This window comes from Enterobacter sp. JMULE2 (assembly GCF_013337145.1).
In the GTDB taxonomy this organism is placed as follows: Bacteria; Pseudomonadota; Gammaproteobacteria; order Enterobacterales; family Enterobacteriaceae; genus Enterobacter; species Enterobacter mori.
Genome location: NZ_SGWD01000013.1, coordinates 415,766 through 432,748 on the forward strand (window position 1 = coordinate 415,766; position 16,983 = coordinate 432,748).

16 protein-coding genes and 1 pseudogene are annotated in these 16,983 nt (G+C 57.3%); 13 read left to right on the forward strand and 4 right to left on the reverse strand.

Annotated elements, in window-relative coordinates; all coding sequences use genetic code 11:
- Window positions 1-90: 90 nt before the first annotated feature.
- Entirely contained in the window at window positions 91-2,634 is a 2,544-nt protein-coding gene (cyaA, locus tag EXW94_RS14250) for a class I adenylate cyclase (protein ID WP_108417322.1), read from the forward strand.
- 75 nt (window positions 2,635-2,709) lie between these two features.
- Here cyaA and cyaY read toward each other — a convergent pair whose 3' ends face one another.
- Complete coding sequence (gene cyaY / locus EXW94_RS14255) at window positions 2,710-3,030, reverse strand: iron donor protein CyaY (RefSeq protein ID WP_126815696.1); 321 nt, start codon at window positions 3,028-3,030, stop codon at window positions 2,710-2,712.
- Between the two features lie 135 nt (window positions 3,031-3,165).
- On the opposite strand from cyaY, the gene EXW94_RS14260 reads away from it, so the two are divergent.
- The 8 genes and pseudogenes from EXW94_RS14260 to corA all read left to right on the forward strand — a co-directional run bounded on the left by EXW94_RS14260 (window position 3,166) and on the right by corA (window position 10,125).
- On the forward strand, window positions 3,166-3,369 hold the full coding sequence (locus tag EXW94_RS14260) for a lipoprotein (RefSeq protein WP_042716806.1): 204 nt from the start codon (window positions 3,166-3,168) through the stop codon (window positions 3,367-3,369).
- A gap of 36 nt (window positions 3,370-3,405) precedes the next feature.
- A pseudogene (dapF, locus tag EXW94_RS14265) lies at window positions 3,406-4,232 on the forward strand (diaminopimelate epimerase).
- On the forward strand, window positions 4,229-4,936 hold the full coding sequence (locus tag EXW94_RS14270; protein ID WP_174340368.1) for a DUF484 domain-containing protein: 708 nt from the start codon (window positions 4,229-4,231) through the stop codon (window positions 4,934-4,936). Before dapF ends, EXW94_RS14270 begins: the two are co-directional and overlap by 4 nt.
- The gene (gene xerC, locus EXW94_RS14275) at window positions 4,933-5,832 is read left to right on the forward strand and encodes a tyrosine recombinase XerC (protein WP_174340369.1); all 900 of its coding nucleotides are present in this window, start codon (window positions 4,933-4,935) and stop codon (window positions 5,830-5,832) included. Before EXW94_RS14270 ends, xerC begins: the two co-directional genes overlap by 4 nt.
- Window positions 5,832-6,548, forward strand: a complete 717-nt coding sequence (gene yigB, locus EXW94_RS14280) for a 5-amino-6-(5-phospho-D-ribitylamino)uracil phosphatase YigB (RefSeq protein WP_010426308.1) — start codon at window positions 5,832-5,834, stop codon at window positions 6,546-6,548. Before xerC ends, yigB begins: the two co-directional genes overlap by 1 nt.
- Window positions 6,549-6,655: 107 nt before the next feature.
- A complete protein-coding gene (gene uvrD, locus EXW94_RS14285; RefSeq protein WP_120158928.1) occupies window positions 6,656-8,818 on the forward strand; it encodes a DNA helicase II in 2,163 nt (720 codons plus the stop codon).
- Between the two features lie 149 nt (window positions 8,819-8,967).
- A complete protein-coding gene (ysgD, locus tag EXW94_RS28065; RefSeq protein WP_212743980.1) occupies window positions 8,968-9,024 on the forward strand; it encodes a YsgD/CorL family protein in 57 nt (18 codons plus the stop codon).
- A gap of 150 nt (window positions 9,025-9,174) precedes the next feature.
- Window positions 9,175-10,125 (forward strand): magnesium/cobalt transporter CorA, encoded by a 951-nt coding sequence (gene corA, locus EXW94_RS14290; RefSeq protein WP_010426304.1) that lies wholly within the window; start codon window positions 9,175-9,177, stop codon window positions 10,123-10,125.
- Between the two features lie 82 nt (window positions 10,126-10,207).
- Here corA and rarD read toward each other — a convergent pair whose 3' ends face one another.
- Both rarD and yigI read right to left on the reverse strand, forming a co-directional pair.
- Window positions 10,208-11,104, reverse strand: coding sequence for an EamA family transporter RarD (gene rarD / locus EXW94_RS14295; protein ID WP_010426302.1), 897 nt, complete (start codon window positions 11,102-11,104; stop codon window positions 10,208-10,210).
- Window positions 11,105-11,155: 51 nt separating this feature from the next.
- Window positions 11,156-11,623, reverse strand: a complete 468-nt coding sequence (yigI, locus tag EXW94_RS14300; protein ID WP_010426301.1) for an acyl-CoA thioesterase YigI — start codon at window positions 11,621-11,623, stop codon at window positions 11,156-11,158.
- A gap of 160 nt (window positions 11,624-11,783) precedes the next feature.
- Between yigI and pldA the strand changes: the two genes are divergently transcribed.
- The 3 genes from pldA to rhtC all read left to right on the forward strand — a co-directional run bounded on the left by pldA (window position 11,784) and on the right by rhtC (window position 15,255).
- Complete coding sequence (pldA, locus tag EXW94_RS14305) at window positions 11,784-12,653, forward strand: phospholipase A (protein ID WP_108417326.1); 870 nt, start codon at window positions 11,784-11,786, stop codon at window positions 12,651-12,653.
- A gap of 90 nt (window positions 12,654-12,743) precedes the next feature.
- Window positions 12,744-14,573 carry an ATP-dependent DNA helicase RecQ gene (gene recQ, locus EXW94_RS14310; protein WP_010426289.1) on the forward strand — a complete coding sequence of 610 codons (1,830 nt, stop codon included), beginning with the start codon at window positions 12,744-12,746 and terminating at the stop codon, window positions 14,571-14,573.
- A gap of 61 nt (window positions 14,574-14,634) precedes the next feature.
- Window positions 14,635-15,255, forward strand: coding sequence for a threonine export protein RhtC (gene rhtC / locus EXW94_RS14315; protein ID WP_010426287.1), 621 nt, complete (start codon window positions 14,635-14,637; stop codon window positions 15,253-15,255).
- On the opposite strand, the gene rhtB is transcribed toward rhtC, so the two are convergent.
- Window positions 15,252-15,872, reverse strand: a complete 621-nt coding sequence (gene rhtB / locus EXW94_RS14320) for a homoserine/homoserine lactone efflux protein (RefSeq protein ID WP_008501533.1) — start codon at window positions 15,870-15,872, stop codon at window positions 15,252-15,254. The two genes, rhtC and rhtB, sit on opposite strands and share 4 nt — an antisense overlap.
- Before the next feature lie 110 nt (window positions 15,873-15,982).
- Between rhtB and pldB the strand changes: the two genes are divergently transcribed.
- A complete protein-coding gene (pldB, locus tag EXW94_RS14325; RefSeq protein WP_174340370.1) occupies window positions 15,983-16,975 on the forward strand; it encodes a lysophospholipase L2 in 993 nt (330 codons plus the stop codon).
- Window positions 16,976-16,983 lie beyond the last annotated feature (8 nt).

The window sequence follows — 16,983 nt, forward strand, 5'->3', positions numbered from 1 at the left end:
GGTAACGGTTATCTTTTTGAAATACTGCGGGCTCGCTGTTATTCGTGTTTTGAATAGCTTACGACACCCGGAAACATCAGGCGATACGTCTTGTACCTCTATATTGAGACTCTGAAACAGAGACTGGATGCCATAAATCAACTGCGCGTGGATCGCGCGCTTGCTGCCATGGGCCCTGCTTTCCAGCAGGTATACAGTCTGCTGCCGACATTATTGCACTATCACCATCCGCTGATGCCGGGTTACCTCGATGGTAACGTTCCCCAGGGCATTTGCCTTTTCACGCCTGATGAAACCCAACAGCACTATCTGAACGAGCTGGAACTCTACCGCGGCATGCCGCCTCAGGTTTCTCCGAAAGGTGAACTGCCAATCACTGGCGTTTACACAATGGGGAGTACCTCATCGGTAGGGCAAAGCTGTTCTTCTGACCTGGATATCTGGGTCTGCCATCAATCCTGGCTCGATAACGAAGAGCGCCAGCTGCTGCAGCGTAAATGCAGCCTGCTGGAGAGCTGGGCGGCGTCGCTCGGCGTGGAAGTGAGCTTCTTCCTGATTGATGAAAACCGTTTCCGCCATAACGAAAGCGGTAGTCTCGGTGGTGAAGACTGCGGCTCAACTCAGCACATCTTATTGCTGGATGAGTTCTACCGTACTGCCGTTCGCCTCGCCGGGAAGCGTATTCTGTGGAATATGGTGCCGTGCGATGAAGAAGAGCATTACGACGATTACGTCATGTCGCTCTATTCTCAGGGCGTACTGACGCCAAACGAATGGCTGGATCTGGGGGGCCTGAGCTCTCTGTCCGCCGAAGAGTACTTTGGCGCGAGCCTCTGGCAGCTTTATAAGAGCATCGACTCACCGTACAAAGCGGTGCTGAAAACGCTGCTGCTGGAAGCCTATTCCTGGGAATACCCTACGCCGCGCCTGCTGGCGAAAGACATCAAACAGCGTCTGCACGACGGGGAGATTGTCTCCTACGGGCTTGATGCCTACTGCATGATGCTGGAACGCGTTACCGAATACCTGAAAGCCATTGATGACACCACGCGTCTCGATCTGGTGCGTCGATGTTTCTATCTCAAAGTTTGTGAAAAACTGAGCCGCGAACGCGCCTGCGTGGGCTGGCGTCGTGAAGTGGTCAGTCAGTTAGTCAAAGAGTGGGGATGGGACGAAGCGCGTCTGTCCATGCTCGACAACCGCGCCAACTGGAAGATCGATCAGGTGCGTGAAGCGCACAACGAACTGCTCGATGCAATGATGCAAAGCTACCGTAATCTGATCCGCTTTGCGCGCCGTAACAACCTCAGCGTTTCCGCCAGCCCGCAGGACATCGGGGTATTGACCCGCAAGCTGTACGCCGCGTTTGAAGCGCTGCCGGGTAAAGTCACCCTGGTGAACCCGCAGATTTCACCTGACCTGTCAGAGCCGAACCTGACCTTTATCTTTGTGCCACCGGGCCGCGCAAACCGCACCGGGTGGTATCTGTACAACCGTGCCCCAAGCATGGATTCGATCATCAGCCATCAGCCGCTGGAGTATAACCGCTATCTGAACAAGCTGGTGGCCTGGGCCTGGTTCAACGGCCTGCTGACCTCGCGCACGCGCCTGTTTATCAAAGGCAACGAGGTGGTTGATCTCGCTAAGCTGCAGGAGATGGTCGCGGATGTGTCGCACCACTTCCCGCTGCGTCTGCCTGCGCCAACGCCAAAAGCGCTCTACAGCCCGTGCGAGATTCGCCATCTGGCGATTATCGTCAACCTGGAGTACGACCCGACGGCGGCCTTCCGCAATCAGGTGGTCCATTTTGACTTCCGCAAGCTGGACGTCTTCAGCTTTGGCGAGCAGCAAAACTGCCTGGTAGGCAGCGTAGACCTGCTGTACCGCAACTCGTGGAACGAAGTACGTACCCTGCACTTCAACGGCGAGCAGGCGATGATCGAAGCGCTGAAAACCATTCTTGGCAAGATGCACCAGGACGCCGCGCCGCCGGACAGCGTCGAAGTGTTCTGCTACAGCCAGCACCTGCGCGGTTTGATCCGTACCCGCGTGCAGCAGCTGGTCTCTGAGTGCATCGAGCTGCGTCTTTCCAGCACCCGTCACGAAACCGGGCGCTTTAAAGCGCTGCGCGTCTCCGGCCAGACCTGGGGGCTGTTCTTCGAGCGCCTGAACGTGTCAGTACAGAAGCTGGAAAATGCCATCGAGTTCTACGGCGCGATTTCACACAACAAGCTGCATGGCCTGTCGGTGCAGGTGGAAACCAACCACGTTAAGCTGCCGCAGGTGGTGGATGGTTTTGCGAGCGAAGGGATTATTCAGTTCTTCTTCGAAGAGTCGGGTGAGGATGCCGGTTTCAATATCTACATCCTTGATGAGACTAACCGCGCCGAGGTGTATCACCACTGTGAAGGCAGTAAAGAGGAGCTGGTGCGCGACGTCAGCCGCTTCTACTCCTCTTCGCACGACCGTTTCACCTACGGCTCAAGCTTCATTAACTTCAACCTGCCGCAGTTCTATCAGATTGTGAACGTCGATGGTCGTACGCAGGTGATCCCGTTCCGGACCCAGGCCGTAACGCCTGCCGCGCCGGCGAATCAGGATACCGCGCCGCTGTTGCAGCAGTATTTCTCCTGATCCTTTTTGCCGGGTGGCGCTAACGCTTACCCGGCCTACGGTTCGAGTCGCTGTTGCCGCCACCCGACAACAAAACTACCTGAAACTCACTTTCTCACCCGCCTGCGCGGTCGCCGCCTGTTCCAGCAGATCCCAGAACGGTACGCCGCTACGGTCGCACACCCACTCATCACCCTTCAGATCGAAGTGATAGCCGCCCTGTTTGGCCGCCAGCCACACCTGGTGAAGCGGTTCCTGACGGTTAATAATAATTTTGCTGCCGTTTTCAAAGCTTAAGGTCAGGATACCGCCGTTGATTTCACAATCGATATCGCTGTCGCCGTCCCAGTCGTCCAGGCGCTCTTCGATGGTCATCCACAGGGTGTCGGCAAGGCGATGGAATTCACTGTCATTCATGGTTTTGTTCCTGTTTTTCGTGATGCCGGCAGTATAACGCTAAATAATTCCCGTTGCAGGAAAGCGGCAAACTCTTGCTTTTGTGTCTTCTCCTGCGATGATAGAAACAGATTTGAACTTACGAGCAACTTGATAATGAAAAACGTCTTCCGAACGCTTGCCGTTCTCATCACGCTGTTTAGCCTGACGGGTTGTGGACTGAAAGGACCGCTGTACTTCCCGCCAGAGGATAAAAACGCACCGCCGCCAACGAAACCTGTGCAAAGCGGCATTGAGTCGACGACGCCAGATACTAACGATCGCGGCGATAACGGTGGCCCGACTCAGGTTAATCTCTGACAGATTACGTTCTGTACCCGCGCAATGGAGCAAATGATGCAGTTCTCTAAAATGCATGGCCTTGGCAACGATTTTATGGTCGTCGACGCGGTAACGCAGAATGTGTTTTTCTCCCCGGAGCTGATTCGCCGCCTGGCGGATCGGCACGTGGGCGTGGGGTTCGATCAGCTGCTGGTGGTCGAGCCGCCTTACGATCCCGATCTCGATTTCCATTACCGCATTTTTAACGCTGACGGCAGCGAAGTTAACCAGTGCGGCAACGGCGCGCGCTGTTTTGCCCGCTTTGTCCGCCTGAAGGGGCTGACCAACAAGCGCGATATTCGCGTCAGTACTGCGAACGGCCGTATGGTGCTCAGCGTGACCGATGACGAGCTGGTACGCGTGAATATGGGCGAGCCAAACTTCGAGCCTTCCGCCGTACCGTTCCGCGCAAACAAAGCGGAAAAGACCTATATTATGCGTGCGGCGCCGAGCAGACAGTATTGTGCGGCGTCGTCTCGATGGGTAACCCTCACTGTGTGATTCAGGTTGATGATGTGCAAACCGCCGCGGTTGAAACGCTCGGTCCGGTGCTGGAAAGCCACGAACGATTCCCGGAGCGCGCGAACATCGGCTTTATGCAGGTGGTGAAGCGTGAGCACATCCGTCTGCGGGTTTACGAGCGCGGCGCGGGCGAAACCCAGGCCTGCGGAAGCGGTGCCTGTGCTGCAGTTGCTGTGGGCATCTCTCAGGGGTTACTGGCAGAAGAGGTTCGCGTGGAATTACCGGGCGGTCGGCTTGATATCGCCTGGAAAGGACCGGGTCATCCACTGTATATGACGGGCCCGGCGACACATGTTTATGACGGGTTTATCCATCTATGAAACAACCAGGGGAAGAACTGCAGGAAATAATGACGGAACTGGATGACAGCGCTGTTGTTGATTACCTGCTGAACAATCCTGAGTTTTTTATCCGCAATGCACGCGTTGTTGAACAGATGCGCGTACCGCATCCGATTCGTGAAACCGTGTCGCTGGTCGAATGGCACATGGCGCGCTCGCGCAAGCACATCAATCAGCTTGAAGAGAACATGACGCTGCTGATGGAGCAGGCCAGCAATAACGAGAGCCTGTTTTATCGCCTGCTGCACCTGCAGGCGCGTCTGGCCTCGGCGCACAGCCTTGAAGAGTTCCTCAGCCGCTTCCACCGCTGGGCGCGTGAGCTTGGGCTGGCAGGCGCGACGATTCGCCTGTTCCCGGACCGCTGGCGCATTGGCGCGCCGTCCGGGTTTACCCATCTGGCGCTGAGCCGCCAGGCGTTTGAGCCTCTGCGCATTCAGCGTCTGGGCCGTGAGCAGCACTATCTCGGGCCGCTAAACGGGCCTGAGCTGCTGGTCGTGTTGCCGGAAGCCAAAGCGATTGGCTCGGTGGCGATGTCGCTGATGGGGCGCGATGGCGATCTGGGCGTGATGTTATTTACCAGCCGTGACGCACATCATTATGAGCAGGGGCAGGGTACGCACCTGCTGCAGGAAATCGCCCTGATGCTGCCTGAGCTGCTGGAGCGCTGGATTGAGCGCGTATGACAGATGCACTCGCCGCTGACGTCACGCGCTTTCTGCGCTATCTGGGCGTGGAACGTCAGCTCAGCCCCATAACGCTGCTTAACTATCAGCGTCAGCTTGATGCCATCATCCAGATTGCCGACGAGATCGGCCTGAAAAGCTGGCAACAATGTGATGCTGCCACGGTGCGCGGGTTCGTTGTGCGTAGCCGTAAAAAAAAACTCAGCCCGGCGAGCCTGGCGCTCAGGCTTTCCGCCCTGCGCAGTTTCTTCGACTGGCTGGTGAGCCAGGGCGGTTTAAAAGCCAACCCGGCGAAAGGCATCGCCACGCCAAAAGCCCCTCGCCATCTTCCGAAAAATATCGACGTCGACGACGTAAATCGCCTGCTGGATATCGACCTTAACGATCCGCTGGCGGTGCGCGACCGCGCGATGCTGGAGGTAATGTACGGTGCGGGCCTGCGTCTCTCTGAGCTGGTGAACCTCGATTTAAAGCATCTCGATCTGGAATCCGGCGAAGTGTGGGTCATGGGCAAGGGCAGCAAAGAGCGCCGTCTGCCGATTGGCCGCAACGCGGTCTCCTGGATTGAGCACTGGCTGGATCTGCGCGGGCTGTTTGGCGCAGAGGAGAATGCGCTGTTTTTATCAAAGCTCGGCAAGCGGATCTCGGCGCGTAACGTGCAGAAGCGCTTTGCGGAGTGGGGCATCAAGCAGGGGCTAAACAGCCACGTTCACCCGCACAAGCTGCGCCACTCGTTCGCCACCCACATGCTGGAATCCAGCGGCGATCTGCGCGGCGTGCAGGAACTGCTTGGCCACGCAAATCTGTCGACCACTCAAATCTATACCCACTTAGACTTCCAACACCTTGCCTCGGTGTATGACGCGGCGCATCCACGCGCCAAACGGGGGAAATAATGCGTTTTTACCGCCCACTCGGTCAGATCTCGGCCCTGACGTTTGACCTTGATGACACCCTTTATGACAACCGTGAGGTGATCCTGCGTACCGAGCAGGAGTCGCTGGCGTTTGTGCAGAACTACCATCCCGCGCTGAAAGCGATGCAGAACAAGGATTTTCAGACCCTGCGTCAGTCCCTGCGGGAGACCGAGCCGGACATTTACCACGACGTGACCGAATGGCGTCGTCGTGCGGTTGAGCAGGCGATGCTCAACGTGGGCCTGAGCGTACAGGACGCGGCCATCGGTGCCGAAGCGGCAATGGAAAACTTCGCCAAATGGCGCAGCCGTATCGACGTGCCGCAGGAGACCCACGACACGCTGGCGAAGCTTGCCGAAAAGTGGCCGCTGGTGGCCATCACTAACGGTAACGCACAGCCTGAACTGTTTGGCCTCGGGGATTACTTTGAGTTCGTGCTGCGCGCGGGCCCGCACGGGCGCTCGAAGCCGTTCAGCGATATGTACCATCTGGCAGCGGAAAAAATGAACCTGCCGCTCGGTGAAATTTTGCACGTGGGCGACGATCTGACCACGGATGTCGCGGGTGCCATTCGCTGCGGCATGCAGGCCTGCTGGATCAAGCCAGAAAACGCCGACCTGATGACCACGAAGGATAGCCGTCTTCTGCCGCACGTGGAAATTTCGCGGTTGGCATCCCTCACGACGCTGATATAATCACCAGTAATATTGTATAAATTACCAGGGTTTTGCAGTTGTAGGCCCGGTAAGCGAAGCGCCACCGGGCGTTTTGCTGTGTTCCTGAATACTATGTGACGGTGCCAATGGACGTTTCTTACCTGCTCGACAGCCTTAATGACAAACAGCGTGAAGCCGTAGCGGCCTCGCGCACCAATATGCTGGTGCTGGCTGGAGCGGGCAGTGGTAAGACGCGCGTGCTGGTTCACCGTATTGCCTGGTTGCAGAGCGTGGAGAACTGCTCGCCGTACTCCATCATGGCGGTCACGTTTACCAACAAGGCGGCGGCGGAGATGCGCCACCGTATCGCACAGCTGATGGGCACCAGCCAGGGCGGTATGTGGGTTGGCACCTTCCACGGCCTGGCGCACCGCCTGCTGCGCGCGCACCATATGGACGCCAACCTGCCGCAGGATTTCCAGATCCTCGACAGCGAAGACCAGTTGCGCCTGCTGAAGCGCCTGATCAAGGCGATGAACCTCGACGAGAAGCAGTGGCCGCCGCGTCAGGCGATGTGGTACATCAACGGCCAGAAAGATGAAGGGCTGCGCCCGCACCACATTCAGAGCTTCGGCAACCCGGTCGAGCAGACCTGGCAGAACGTCTACAAGGCCTATCAGGAAGCGTGCGATCGCGCCGGTCTGGTGGATTTCGCCGAGCTGCTGCTGCGCGCCCACGAGCTGTGGCTCAACAAGCCGCACATCCTTCAGCACTACCGTGAACGCTTCACCAATATCCTGGTGGACGAATTCCAGGATACCAACAACATCCAGTACGCATGGATCCGCCTGTTGGCCGGTGATACCGGCAAGGTAATGATCGTAGGCGATGACGACCAGTCGATCTACGGGTGGCGCGGGGCGCAGGTGGAGAACATCCAGCGCTTCCTCAAGGACTTCCCCGGCGCGGAAACCATCCGTCTGGAGCAGAACTACCGCTCGACGAACAACATCCTCAGCGCGGCTAACGCCCTGATCGAAAACAACAACGGGCGTCTGGGTAAAAAGCTGTGGACCGACGGCGTCGACGGCGAACCGATTTCGATTTACTGCGCCTTCAACGAGCTCGACGAAGCCCGCTTCGTGGTGAACCGCATCAAAACCTGGCAGGACAACGGCGGTGCCCTGGAGCAGTGCGCCATTCTCTACCGCAGCAACGCCCAGTCGCGCGTGCTGGAAGAGGCGCTGCTGCAGGTGAGCATGCCGTACCGCATTTACGGCGGGATGCGCTTCTTCGAACGTCAGGAGATCAAGGATGCGCTCTCGTATCTGCGCCTGATCGCCAACCGCAACGACGATGCGGCGTTTGAGCGCGTGGTGAACACGCCGACGCGCGGCATCGGTGACCGCACGCTGGACGTGGTGCGCCAGGCCTCGCGTGACCGCCAGCTTACGCTCTGGCAGGCATGCCGCGAGCTGCTGCAGGAAAAAGCCCTCGCCGGACGTGCCGCCAGTGCATTACAGCGCTTCCTCGAACTGATTGACGCGCTGGCGCAGGAAACGGCCGATATGCCGCTGCACGTGCAGACCGACCGGGTGATTAAAGACTCCGGCCTGCGTACCATGTACGAGCAGGAGAAAGGCGAGAAGGGCCAGACCCGTATTGAGAACTTAGAGGAACTGGTGACGGCAACGCGCCAGTTCAGCTACAACGAAGAAGACGAAGACCTGATGCCGCTGCAGGCGTTTCTGTCCCACGCCGCGCTGGAAGCGGGAGAAGGGCAGGCGGACACCTGGCAGGATGCGGTTCAGCTGATGACCCTGCACTCCGCCAAAGGTCTGGAGTTCCCGCAGGTGTTTATCGTTGGGATGGAAGAGGGGATGTTCCCGAGCCAGATGTCGCTGGATGAAGGCGGGCGTCTGGAAGAAGAGCGTCGTCTGGCCTACGTGGGCGTGACCCGTGCGATGCAAAAGCTGACGCTGACCTACGCTGAAACCCGCCGTCTGTACGGCAAAGAGGTTTATCACCGTCCGTCGCGCTTCATCGGCGAGCTGCCGGAAGAGTGCGTGGAAGAGGTGCGTCTGCGGGCAAGCATCAGCCGTCCGGTCAACCATCAGCGTATGGGTTCACCCATCACTGAAACCGATACCGGCTACAAGCTGGGCCAGCGCGTGCGTCATTCGAAATTTGGTGAAGGCACCATCGTGAACCTCGAAGGTAGCGGTGAACACAGCCGCTTACAGGTGGCGTTCCAGGGCCAGGGGATCAAATGGCTGGTGGCTGCTTACGCCAGGCTGGAAACCGTGTAACTTTCAGAAAAATATCATTATTTTGTAATAATCTGCTAACCTTATAGGCTGAAGGTCAATTAATGCCCTTCAGCGTTCCGTTGCGTGTTGACGCCACAGTTACTGCTGGCGTAACATGCGCGCACGATTACGCTAAGAGGACATTCGCCTTGGACACACCCAGTAGATACTGGCTCAATTCCCTGTCATCCAGGAACAACTCCTAAGGCTATCTCCCCTTGCTGATGGCCTTAGTGGTTGTCAGCGACTGCATTATCCCCGTCGCGCTGAGTCAGGCTGTTTAATGGTCTGAAACCCAAATTGTTTCTGTGTGCCCACCGAACTGTCCGATATTTTTTGCATTGGGAGTCCCGGTCATGTTGAGCGCATTTCAACTCGAAAATAACCGACTGACTCGGCTTGAAGCCGAAGAGTCACAGCCCCTCGTTGATGCCGTATGGGTGGATCTGGTCGAGCCGGACGACGATGAGCGCCTTCGCGTACAATCTGAGCTGGGGCAAAGCCTGGCAACGCGTCCTGAACTGGAAGACATCGAAGCATCCGCACGTTTTTTTGAAGATGAAGACGGTCTGCACATCCACTCCTTCTTCTTCTTTGAAGACGCTGATGACCACGCGGGTAACTCCACCGTGGCGTTTACCATCCGCGATGGTCGTCTGTTTACCCTGCGCGAGCGCGAACTGCCTGCGTTTCGTCTCTACCGCATGCGCGCCCGTAGCCAGGCGATGGTGGACGGTAATGCTTACGAGCTGCTGCTCGATCTGTTCGAAACCAAAATTGAACAGCTGGCGGACGAAATTGAGAATATCTACAGCGACCTGGAAAAGCTGAGCCGCGTGATCATGGAAGGCCATCAGGGCGATGAATATGACGAAGCGCTTTCGACGCTGGCGGAGCAGGAAGATATCGGCTGGAAAGTGCGTTTGTGTCTGATGGATACCCAGCGTGCGCTGAACTTCCTGGTGCGTAAAGCACGTCTGCCGGGCGGTCAGCTGGAGCAGGCGCGTGAGATCTTACGAGATATCGAATCCCTGCTGCCGCACAACGAATCCCTGTTCCAGAAGGTGAACTTCCTGATGCAGGCGGCGATGGGCTTTATCAACATCGAGCAGAACCGCATCATCAAGATCTTCTCGGTGGTGTCCGTGGTGTTCCTGCCGCCGACGCTGGTGGCATCCAGCTATGGGATGAACTTTGAGTTTATGCCGGAGCTGAAGTGGAGCTTTGGCTACCCGGGGGCGATTATCTTCATGATCCTCGCCGGGCTGGCACCGTATCTCTATTTCAAGCGTCGGAACTGGCTGTAAAAATCTGGCGGGTGGCGCTCCGCTTACCCGCCCTACGATCGAACGCCCTCTCCTGTGGGAGAGGGTTGGGGTGAGGGCAACATTACAACCCTTTGCGCACCCTGCGCTGGGTATAAATTGCATCGGCAACGAAAATCGCCAGCGCCACCCAGATAAAGGCGAAGGTAACCATCTTATCCGCACCCGGCACTTCCCCGTAAAACACCACTGCCAGCAGGAACATCAGCGTCGGGCCAATGTACTGGAAGAAGCCCAGCGTGGAGAGACGCAGCCGCGTCGCCGCGCCGGTGAAGCACAGCAGCGGAATGGTGGTCACCACGCCCGCGGCCATCAGCATCAGGTTCAGCGACCACGGGTTGCTGCCCATGTGGCTGGTGGCGCTGTCGGCGATGCCAAACAGATAAATTGCCGCCACCGGCAGCAGCCACAGGGTTTCAAACAGCATCCCGGTCTGTGCTTCCACCGCAATCTTCTTACGTACCAGCCCATAGAACGCAAAGCTGAACGCCAGACCGAGGGCAATAATCGGCAGTGAGCCGAAGGTCCACAGCTGCACCAGCACGCCGCAGAAAGCCAGAATGACCGCTACCCACTGCATCCGGCGAAAGCGTTCGCCGAGGAAAATCATCCCCAGCACAATGTTCACCAGCGGGTTAATAAAGTATCCCAGGCTCGCTTCAAGCATGTGATGGTTATTCACCGCCCAAATGAACAGCAGCCAGTTGCCGCCGATCAGTACCGCAGAAAGCGCCAGCAGGAAGACCTTTTTAGGGGTTTGCAGCAGCGTTTTGACGCCGGACCACTGACGGCTGACGCTCATCAGCGCAATCATAAAGAAGAACGACCAGATGACGCGGTGGGTGAGGATCTCGTCGGCCGGTACATAGGCGATAAATTTGAAGTACGCCGGTGCGATACCCCAAATAAAATAAGCGGCAAGGGCGAGTAAAACGCCCTGCCGCGTCTGTTTAGCATCCATCGGGAAAATCCGTTACAAAAGAGTGAATTAATTTTACCCGTTTTTATCGCCTTAACCCACCATATAAGTGGCGGTTGCGCTGGCGATATAAACCTGTTCTTCGTTATGCAACTCAACGCGCGCTACCGCGACTTTGTTGCCCGCGCGCAGCAGGCTGCTGGTACAGGTAAAGCGATTACCCCGTCCAGGGCGCAGATAGTCGACGCGTAAATCGATAGTGCCCATCCGCGAAAGACGCTGGCGGAGCTCCTCTTCATTGATGGTGTCATGGCGCGTCAGCGTGCTGCCGACGCAGACCAGCCCCGCCGCCACGTCCAGCGCGGAGGCAATTACTCCGCCGTGCAAAATGCTTTGCGCCCAGTTGCCTACCATCATTGGCTGATTATTAAAGCTGAGCTGGGCAAAGTCTTTCTCGTATCGCTCCAGCTCCAGCCCCAGCGCGCGGTTAAACGGCATGTGGTACACAAAAATCTCGCCCACGAGTTTTAACGTTTCTTCGGCGGTAAGCGTGGCTGACATGAGGGGTTGCATCCTTGTTGTTAACAAAATGTTGATTTTATGCCTCAACAATAAGGATTTCCACTTTCAGAAACGAGGAGGCGGAAGTTGCTGCAGAAGTCTGTAGAATGCCCGGACAAAACTATTCATTAAATATCACCCTTTCAGGAGAACACCACCGATGCGGACGTATCTGGGTTGGTTACTGGCGGCGGTTTCGCTGCCCCTCACAGCATATGCGCAAGAAGCAACCGTCAAAGAAGTGCACGATGCCCCCGCAGTGCGCGGCAGCATCATCGCCAATATGCTTCAGGAGCATGACAATCCGTTCACGCTGTACCCGTATGACACCAACTACGTGATCTACACCCAGACCAGCGATCTCAACAAAGAGGCGATAAGTTCCTATAACTGGTCCGATAATGCGCGTAAAGATGAGGTGAAGTTCCAGCTCAGCCTCGCGTTCCCGTTCTGGCGAGGCATTCTTGGGCCGAACTCGGTGCTCGGTGCGTCATACACCCAAAAGTCCTGGTGGCAGCTCTCCAACAGCGGGGAGTCCTCGCCGTTCCGTGAAACCAACTATGAGCCGCAGCTGTTCCTCGGCTTCGCAACGGATTACGAATTTGCTGGCTGGACGCTGCGTGACGTCGAGGTGGGCTTTAACCACGATTCCAACGGACGTTCCGACCCAACCTCGCGCAGCTGGAACCGTGCCTATACGCGCCTGATGGCGCAGAACGGTAACTGGATGGTGGAAGTGAAGCCGTGGTATGTGGTGGGTGACACTGACGATAACCCTGACATCACCAAATACATGGGTTACTACCAGCTCAAGATTGGCTATCAGCTGGGTGATGCCGTGCTGAGCGCGAAAGGCCAGTACAACTGGAACACCGGCTACGGTGGTGCTGAGGTTGGCCTGAGCTACCCGGTAACGAAACACGTGCGTCTTTATACGCAGGTGTACAGCGGTTACGGCGAGTCGCTTATCGATTACAACTTCAACCAGACCCGTGTGGGTGTGGGCGTTATGCTGAACGATATTTTCTAGGTCGCTCGAATGTTTTTGCGTTAAACGTTGAAGTTTCTTTCTCAGGCGCTGAAAATAGCGCCTGTTTCATTTCTGGCATATGGGGTTAACGTGGCGCAGGCGGAAGTATTGAATCAGGAATCGCTGGCTAAACAGGTTTTGCATGAAACCTTTGGCTACCAGCAGTTCCGCCCCGGCCAGGAAACCATCATTGAAACCGTGCTGGAAGGCCGCGATTGCCTGGTGGTGATGCCGACCGGCGGCGGGAAATCCCTCTGCTATCAGGTGCCCGCGCTGGTGCTGAACGGCCTGACGGTCGTGGTATCCCCCCTCATTTCTCTGATGAAAGACCAGGTCGACCAGCTGCTCGCCAACGGCGTGGCGGCCGCCTGTCTTAACTCCACGCAGACCCGCGAGCAGCAGCAAGAGGTGATGGCGGGTTGCCGCACCGGACAGATTCGCCTGCTGTATATCGCGCCGGAACGCCTGATGCTGGATAACTTCCTCGACCATCTCGCGCACTGGAACCCGGTGCTGCTGGCGGTGGATGAAGCGCACTGTATCTCCCAGTGGGGACACGATTTCCGCCCGGAATATGCCGCCCTCGGCCAGCTGCGTCAGCGCTTCCCCGAGCTGCCGTTTATGGCGCTTACCGCCACGGCGGATGACACTACACGCCTGGATATCGTTCGTCTGCTCGGGCTGAACGACCCCTACATTCAGGTCAGCAGCTTCGATCGTCCAAACATCCGCTATATGCTGATGGAAAAATTCAAGCCGCTGGATCAGCTCTTGCGCTATGTGCAGGAGCAGCGCGGCAAGTCCGGCATCATCTACTGCAACAGCCGTGCGAAGGTGGAAGACACCGCCGCGCGTCTGCAAAACCGCGGCTTTAGCGCCGCCGCGTATCACGCCGGACTGGAGAACCACATCCGCGCCGACGTGCAGGAGAAATTCCAGCGCGACGACCTTCAAATCGTGGTCGCGACGGTGGCGTTCGGGATGGGCATCAACAAGCCCAACGTGCGCTTTGTGGTGCATTTCGACATCCCGCGCAATATCGAATCCTACTATCAGGAAACCGGTCGCGCCGGGCGTGACGGCCTGCCTGCGGAAGCGATGCTGTTTTACGATCCGGCGGACATGGCGTGGCTGCGCCGCTGCCTGGAAGAGAAACCGCAGGGACAGCTGCAGGATATCGAGCGTCACAAGCTCAACGCGATGGGCGCCTTTGCCGAAGCGCAAACCTGCCGCCGTCTGGTGCTGCTCAACTACTTTGGCGAGGGGCGACAAGAGCCGTGCGGCAACTGCGATATCTGCCTTGATCCGCCGAAGCAGTACGATGGTCTGATGGACGCGCGTAAAGCGCTCTCAACCATTGGGCGCGTCAATCAACGCTTTGGTATGGGCTACGTGGTGGAAGTGCTGCGCGGGGCGAATAACCAGCGTATCCGCGATATGGGCCACGACAAGCTGCCGGTTTACGGCATCGGTAAAGAGCAGAGCCACGAGCACTGGGTGAGTATCATTCGCCAGCTGATCCACCTTGGCTTTGCTACGCAAAACATTGCCCAGCACTCTGCGTTGCAGCTTACCGAAGCCGCGCGTCCGGTACTGCGCGGTGAAGTTGAACTGAAACTGGCCGTTCCACGCGTCATCGCCCTGAAGCCGCGTGTGATGCAAAAATCCTACGGCGGCAACTACGACCGCAAGCTGTTCGCCAAACTGCGCAAGCTGCGTAAAGCGATTGCCGACGAAGAAAACATCCCGCCGTACGTGGTGTTCAACGACGCGACGCTGATTGAGATGGCCGAGCAGATGCCGCTCAGCGCGAGCGAGATGCTGAGCGTCAATGGCGTCGGCACGCGCAAGCTGGAGCGCTTCGGGAAAGAGTTTATGGCGCTCATCCGCTCTCACGCCGATGGTGATGACGAGGAGTAGTCAGCCGGGCGAAAAAGTGCCAGGATGGTGACTCACTACATTATTTCCCCGCGAGCTAATTATGTTAATGCTATTTCTCACCGTGGCATTGGTGCACATCGTTGCGCTGATGAGCCCTGGCCCTGACTTTTTCTTCGTGTCGCAAACCGCCGTCAGCCGCTCCCGCAAAGAGGCGATGATGGGCGTGCTCGGTATTACCATGGGCGTCATGGTCTGGGCGGCGGTCGCACTGCTCGGTCTGAACCTGATCCTGGCGAAGATGGCCTGGCTGCATAACATCATTATGGTCGGCGGTGGGCTGTACCTGTGCTGGATGGGCTACCAGATGCTGCGCGGGGCGCTGAAGAAAGAAGAGAAAAAGCCGGAAGAGCCAAAGGTGGAGCTGGCGACGGGCGGTCGCAGCTTTGTGAAAGGGCTGCTGACCAACCTGGCGAACCCGAAAGCGATTATCTATTTCGGCTCGGTGTTCTCGCTGTTTGTCGGCGATAGCGTTGGCGCGGGCGCGCGCTGGGGTATCTTCCTGCTGATCGTCGTTGAAACCTTTGCCTGGTTCACTATCGTGGCCAGCCTGTTCGCTTTACCGGCAATGCGCCGTGGCTACCAGCGCATTGCGAAGTGGATCGACGGCTTCGCCGGCGCGCTGTTCGCCGGCTTCGGCATTCATCTCATCATCTCTCGCTAAGCATGACGCGCTGACGCAAGCAGCGCGCCAACCAGCATAAACAGCGAGCCAAAGACTTTATTCAGGGCCTTCATCTGCTTAGGCCCTTTGATCCACGCCGCAATTCGCTGCGCCAGCGTCGCATAGCCAATCATCACGATGATATCGACAATGATGGTGGTCGCTCCCAGCACCACGTACTGCATCACCTGCGGCTGGTGCGGCACGATAAACTGCGGGAACAGCGCGGCGAGGAAAACGATGCTCTTCGGGTTGGTCAGGTTGACGAAGACCGCGCGCTTAAAGAGATGGCCTCGGTTTTGCGTCTGAGCGAGCGTATTGAGGTTGATGGAGCCTGCCGCGCGCCACTGCTGGATGCCGAGCCAAATCAGATATGCCGCACCGGCCCATTTCAGCACTTCAAACGCCAGCACCGAGCGGGAGAACAGGGTCCCCAGACCAATTCCGACCAGGACGATATGAATGCCCAGCCCGGTCTGCAAACCGGCAATCGACGCCGCCGCACCGCGATAGCCGTGATTGATGGAGGTAGTCATGGTGTTAATGGCACCCGAGCCCGGTGAAAGGCTGAGGATAATGGATGTCAGCAGGTAGGCGAACCACCATTCGAAGGTCATTTGAAACTCCCGAACCGTCTATTTTTATGCCACAATACGCTATTATTGCGTCATTTTGTGACCAGTGATGAAAAAAACGATATTCCCTGGATTACGTGAGTGGAAACCCAATGTTTCAGCAGAAAAAGGACTGGGAAACACGAGAAAACGCTTTTGCTGCTTTCTCTATGGGGCCGCTGACCGATTTCTGGCGGCAGCGTGAGGAAGATGAGTTTACGGGCGTCGGGGGCATCCCGGTGCGCTTCGTTCGTTTCCGCAATGAAAAAAATGACCGTGTGATTGTCGTCTGCCCCGGACGCATCGAAAGCTACGTTAAATATGCCGAACTGGCTTACGACCTGGTCCATATGGGGTTCGACGTGCTGATCATCGACCACCGTGGACAGGGGTTGTCCGGTCGTATGCTGCCGGATACGCACCGTGGGCACGTGGATAACTTCAGCGATTACGTCGACGATTTTGCCGCGTTCTGGCAGCAGGAAGTCCAGCCTGGCCCCTGGCGCAAGCGGTATATCCTTGCGCACTCCATGGGCGGTGCCATTTCGATGCTGTTTTTGCAGCGGTATGAGCACCAGTGCGACGCCATTGCGCTCACCGCACCGATGTACGGTATTGTCATTCGTTTTCCCGATTGGATGGTGCGCCATCTTCTCGACTGGGCTGAGGGCCATCAGCGCATTCGTGAAGGCTATGCCATCGGTACCGGACGCTGGCGGGCATTGCCGTTCGCCATCAACGTTCTGACCCACAGCCGGCAGCGCTATCGTCGCAACCTGCGCTTTTATGCCGATGAACCGCGCTTGCGCGTTGGCGGCCCGACCTGGCACTGGGTGCGGGAAGGGATTCATGCCGGTGAGCAGGTGCTGGCGGGCGTAGGCGATGATGACACGCCGACGCTTCTGATTCAGGCGGAAGAAGAGCGTGTGGTGGATAACCGCATGCATGACCGCTATTGTGAACTGCGCGCTGCCGCCGGTCACCCCTGCGAAGGGGGAAAACCGCTGGTCATCAACGGCGCGTACCATGAGATCCTTTTTGAAAAGGACGCTATGCGCTCAGTCGCGCTTAACGCCATTGTTGAATTTTTCAACAGGCATAATTGATATTCACC

Excerpts from the sequence above, each read along its gene's own strand:
- xerC (WP_174340369.1), top strand. The coding sequence starts at position 4,933 with ATGACAGATGCACTCGCCGCTGACGTCACGCGCTTTCTGCGCTATCTG.
- rhtB (WP_008501533.1), bottom strand. The coding sequence starts at position 15,872 with ATGACCTTCGAATGGTGGTTCGCCTACCTGCTGACATCCATTATCCTC.
- rhtC (WP_010426287.1), top strand. The coding sequence starts at position 14,635 with ATGTTAATGCTATTTCTCACCGTGGCATTGGTGCACATCGTTGCGCTG.
- pldA (WP_108417326.1), top strand. The coding sequence starts at position 11,784 with ATGCGGACGTATCTGGGTTGGTTACTGGCGGCGGTTTCGCTGCCCCTC.
- yigB (WP_010426308.1), top strand. The coding sequence starts at position 5,832 with ATGCGTTTTTACCGCCCACTCGGTCAGATCTCGGCCCTGACGTTTGAC.
- pldB (WP_174340370.1), top strand. The coding sequence starts at position 15,983 with ATGTTTCAGCAGAAAAAGGACTGGGAAACACGAGAAAACGCTTTTGCT.
- rarD (WP_010426302.1), bottom strand. The coding sequence starts at position 11,104 with ATGGATGCTAAACAGACGCGGCAGGGCGTTTTACTCGCCCTTGCCGCT.
- corA (WP_010426304.1), top strand. The coding sequence starts at position 9,175 with ATGTTGAGCGCATTTCAACTCGAAAATAACCGACTGACTCGGCTTGAA.
- yigI (WP_010426301.1), bottom strand. The coding sequence starts at position 11,623 with ATGTCAGCCACGCTTACCGCCGAAGAAACGTTAAAACTCGTGGGCGAG.
- EXW94_RS14260 (WP_042716806.1), top strand. The coding sequence starts at position 3,166 with ATGAAAAACGTCTTCCGAACGCTTGCCGTTCTCATCACGCTGTTTAGC.
- cyaY (WP_126815696.1), bottom strand. The coding sequence starts at position 3,030 with ATGAATGACAGTGAATTCCATCGCCTTGCCGACACCCTGTGGATGACC.
- uvrD (WP_120158928.1), top strand. The coding sequence starts at position 6,656 with ATGGACGTTTCTTACCTGCTCGACAGCCTTAATGACAAACAGCGTGAA.
- EXW94_RS14270 (WP_174340368.1), top strand. The coding sequence starts at position 4,229 with ATGAAACAACCAGGGGAAGAACTGCAGGAAATAATGACGGAACTGGAT.